This window comes from Candidatus Megaera venefica, assembly GCF_034554655.1.
GTDB lineage: Bacteria > Pseudomonadota > Alphaproteobacteria > Rickettsiales > Rickettsiaceae > Megaera_A > Megaera_A venefica.
Window position 1 is genome coordinate 1 of record NZ_JARJFB010000148.1, and the last position, 4,024, is coordinate 4,024.

The window sequence follows — 4,024 nt, forward strand, 5'->3', positions numbered from 1 at the left end:
GTATACCATAGCTTATATAGTAATCTCAAACGGAACTTCTCCAGTTATTATCAGATCCTTATCGGACATCATAGTGTTTATATGTTGGCCGTTATATTTTATTTTACATACTATTGCAAGTTACAGGGCTCTTTGGGAAATTATCATATCTCCCTTCAAATGGAACAAGACCCCCCACGGTACAAGCAATATTGAAGATATTGTTGAAAATTAAGAAAATAAGTTTTTATATTTAGGAATTAATTATCCTTGGTTTTTATTATAATTATAGATAAATCTTAAAAGTTATTGACGTTTATTAATATATATGTTACGTTATACTTACTAATAATTAAATATTTTAGGTAAGATTTATGAAAAGACAGGAAGTTAATATCAATGATTTTGTAAGTGCTATTCAACGGTTTGATTTAGACAAGATAAAAGATTTTGTATTAAAGGAAAGGGCTGACGTAAATGCTTTTGATAATCTCAGAGTTCCTCTCTTTGTTCATGCTATCTACAGTCAAAATGCGCAAATTATAGATTTCTTCCTGGAACAAGGTGCTAAAGTTAATCCAGAGTATCAAGGAAGGCTAGACATAACCCCCCTTGGAGCTGCTTGTGCGATTGCTGCTAAAGCTGATTCAACTCAAAATATTAATTATACTTTTGGTAAATTGATTGACTTAGGTGCTGATTTAAATCCAACCAATTGTTTCTCTAGCCCTTTAACTGAAGTTATAAAAGTAAATGGAGCCTGTTCTCGTGTCATGGTTCAATACTTAATTCAGCTAGGAGCAAATATTAACCCTGTTGCAGATTATACACTTCCTCCTTTATCCGCGGCAACCCAATTAGCAGTATCTACAGGAGAACTAGATATGTTTTCACTTTGCCTCAGCCTTGGAGCAAAAGTAAATCCTGATAATGTTACACAGAAATCGCCGTTAACTGCTGCAATAGAGAAAGGAGGACCTAATACAAAAATTATTGTCAATTTTCTTCTTGATAAAGGAGCGACGATATATTCTGAGACCATGAAGTCTTATGAGTCTCCAATCCATCAAGCTGCTTTAAATAATCAGAAAGAAATTATTGAGATATTGGTCTCAAGAAATGCTGAAACCAATAATAAAATTGATATGAGTTCAGTCCTCAAATACGCAGTAGATACACATTGCTTTGATATGGGAGAATTTATCTTATCTAGATATGCTAAAGATATAATTGTATCGAAAGATCTTTTTAAGCAATGTATGAATAATAAACAATCAAAGCTACTAGAGTTATCTATTGCAAATGGCTTTGATTATTCAGAGGAATGTGCTTTAACTATTAAAAAGTCAGATAGTAAGATTATACAAGCTGTGATTAATAAATATGGCGTATATCCACCAGCTGAACATCCACAATTTAAATATGGTGAATTTGTTATCAGAACACTTGATCCGCATTATTCTAATGAGAGTGATAGACCTGATAATACATTAAATAAGAAAGTAACTTGTAGATTGTCTATCAAAGATGGCTTGATTTACGACAAAGATAATGAATTATTTGTAACTACAAAATTAAATCCAACTACTCAACTAGAATATATTTATCTCTGGGTTTTAGATCGTCATGGAGAATTATTTTCTGCTACCATGCGTGGCGAAGTTAGTGGTGATGAAATTGGTAATCAACACAGTTTTTTTAGCAAAAAAGATGGTTTTGGTAAGCCAGTAGCATGTGGCGGACATTTCAAAGTTGAAGCCGGAAAAATTGTAGAAATTGATGCATCTAGTGGTCATTATAAGCCATCAAAAGATCAGTTAATTCTTGCTATAAAGTTTTTACATAAACAAGGAGTGTTAGCAGATAAAATAGATATTAAGTACTTTGATATTGGATCAGAAAGACTTGTATCTCTTCAGTTAGAAGAAGTATTAAATATAAGTCCAGAAATTATTTTAAGCAAATATCAAGCACTTGAAGGATATTCTCTGTCAACCATTAAGGCGATAGAAAATAATTCAAGTATAGATGTGCATATTAATCATACTGATGATGTGCAGTTGTTTGGTCAAGAAGGACATTCTGACAATGATTTCTAATATACTGAAATTGTTGCTGCAATGGTTATATTTGAGAAAAAGCTAGAACTGTACCGCAAAAGATTGGTAAATATATAGGCTATTTTAGTAGCAATAGAACAAGGGTCTTGTAAAGATAATTAACCCCAACTATGGATAAGATGAATATTAGATTTATTTACGTCCGGCAAGAAATATAGTCATACCGGGCTTGATCCGGTATCTTCTTATCTACCCTCATGCCGAATCAGTGGGTTTCGCATATCTCTTAGGCCGAGTATTTTCTCCTATTTCCTGAGATCCTGAAGTAAATTCAGGATGACGACAGTGCGTACAGCAAATCCCAGTAAAACCATACAACTCTATATCTTTATCCATAGTTCAGGTTAATTAGAGGGTATGGCTGGACAAAAAGCTTTGAAATACAAATTGTCCAGCAAACCTACTGCAGTTCTGGTTTAGAAATATGCGTAGGTGATAGCGGTACCGTTATTACTCATAATTTATTTACTATCTTTCTGTGTATCGGTGGTTTGTGGATCAATCGAAATTAAGTTCTTACGATTCATAGGTAGTTTTTTCTTATATTGTTGTTCTTTTTTTAAGTAATTTTGGCTTGCTTGAGAAAGTTTAGTATAAAGGATCTTTTTATGTTTGTTTATTTTAGCAATTTCCTTTCTGTAAGTGATAATTTCTTCTCTAATTTCAGGCGGAATTTTTGCAACATAATCTTTGTATTCATCAATAACTTTCTGAAACTCAGCGGGATCATGGAGTTTTGCCTTTGGCTTAGCAACTTCTTCTTGCTCGGCTGCGATAGTTACGCCTGCAAATAAAATTATCAACAGATATGTAGTAAAAATTCTTATCTTATTCATACAATTTTCTCACAAATTAAAAACATTGAAATTTAAACGATTAGTTGCTATACACCAAGTTTATTAAGTAACTGGCATTTCGATTATAAAACTATGAATAACCCATTTAGTCAACCAAAACTAATCTATAAACTCAGCTTTATTTTAAAGTATAAAGATATTGAAGTTTTTGAGAAATTCTTTCCAGAAGATGTTCTTGGAATATGTACATCTGAAGTTGAATCTTCAACGATTGATTCTCAAGATAATGATTTATGGGTAATGGAGGTTTTAACTGAAGGAAAACCTGAAATTGATTCTTTAGTTGATACATTAAAGATTTATGCAAAAACTCAAGGCCTACTTTTTTACTCTGAAGTAACTCTGCAACAAGTCGAAGATAAGGATTGGGTAGCGGAGTATCAAAAACAACTAAAACCGATCGAAATCGGAAGTTTTTTTATCACTTCAAGTGCTATAAGTGAGAAATGCCCTAAAGACAAGGTCCCTATCTACATTGAGGCCTCCAGAGCCTTTGGAACAGGGGATCATGCCACGACGTCGTTGTGTATTGATGCTATGAGCTCCTTTAAAGATCAGAAAATAAACACTGTATTTGATATAGGTACTGGTAGCGGTATACTAAGCTTTGTTGCCGAGAAAATTTGGCCAAATGCTAAAATACTAGCGTGTGATATAGAAGAAGTGTCAATAAAAATTGCCAAAGAGAATAGATTTTGTAATAATTCAAATGTTTATTTTTACCAAAATTCAGAACAAGATTTGAGTATTCCTAAAGGATGGGATAAAAAATTTGATCTAATAGTTAGTAATATCCTCGCTTCCCCGTTAATTTCAATGTCAAAGGCCATTAGATCTATCTCGCACGAGGGTACTATATTGATTTTATCTGGTTTTCTAGATTATCAACTCTCAAATATAGTGGAAGCCTATAATATTTCTGGTTTTACCGTAGGTGATAGTTTGCAAAAGGATAGGTGGGTGACCTTAATATTCAAAGTAAAGATTAATTAGTCTCTCCGTCAAAACTCTAAATTTTTGATATAATTTCAAGAATTTCAAAAATAAATCACCGCACATTCATTTTTT

General features: G+C 32.6%; 4 protein-coding genes. 3 read left to right on the forward strand and 1 reads right to left on the reverse strand.

Annotation, left to right across the window (positions count from 1 at the left end; genetic code table 11):
- On the forward strand, window positions 1–214 hold a 214-nt coding region (locus tag Megvenef_RS07765; protein ID WP_322777387.1), incomplete at its 5' end, for a hypothetical protein.
- A 139-nt stretch (window positions 215–353) separates the two neighbouring features.
- Window positions 354–2,078, forward strand: coding sequence for an ankyrin repeat domain-containing protein (locus Megvenef_RS07770; RefSeq protein WP_322777388.1), 1,725 nt, complete (start codon window positions 354–356; stop codon window positions 2,076–2,078).
- A 482-nt stretch (window positions 2,079–2,560) separates the two neighbouring features.
- On the opposite strand, the gene Megvenef_RS07775 is transcribed toward Megvenef_RS07770, so the two are convergent.
- Window positions 2,561–2,935: a hypothetical protein gene (locus Megvenef_RS07775; RefSeq protein WP_322777389.1), complete on the reverse strand. Its 375-nt coding sequence runs from the start codon at window positions 2,933–2,935 to the stop codon at window positions 2,561–2,563.
- A 93-nt stretch (window positions 2,936–3,028) separates the two neighbouring features.
- On the opposite strand from Megvenef_RS07775, the gene Megvenef_RS07780 reads away from it, so the two are divergent.
- Window positions 3,029–3,949, forward strand: a complete 921-nt coding sequence (locus Megvenef_RS07780; RefSeq protein ID WP_322777390.1) for a 50S ribosomal protein L11 methyltransferase — start codon at window positions 3,029–3,031, stop codon at window positions 3,947–3,949.
- Window positions 3,950–4,024: the final 75 nt, after the last annotated feature.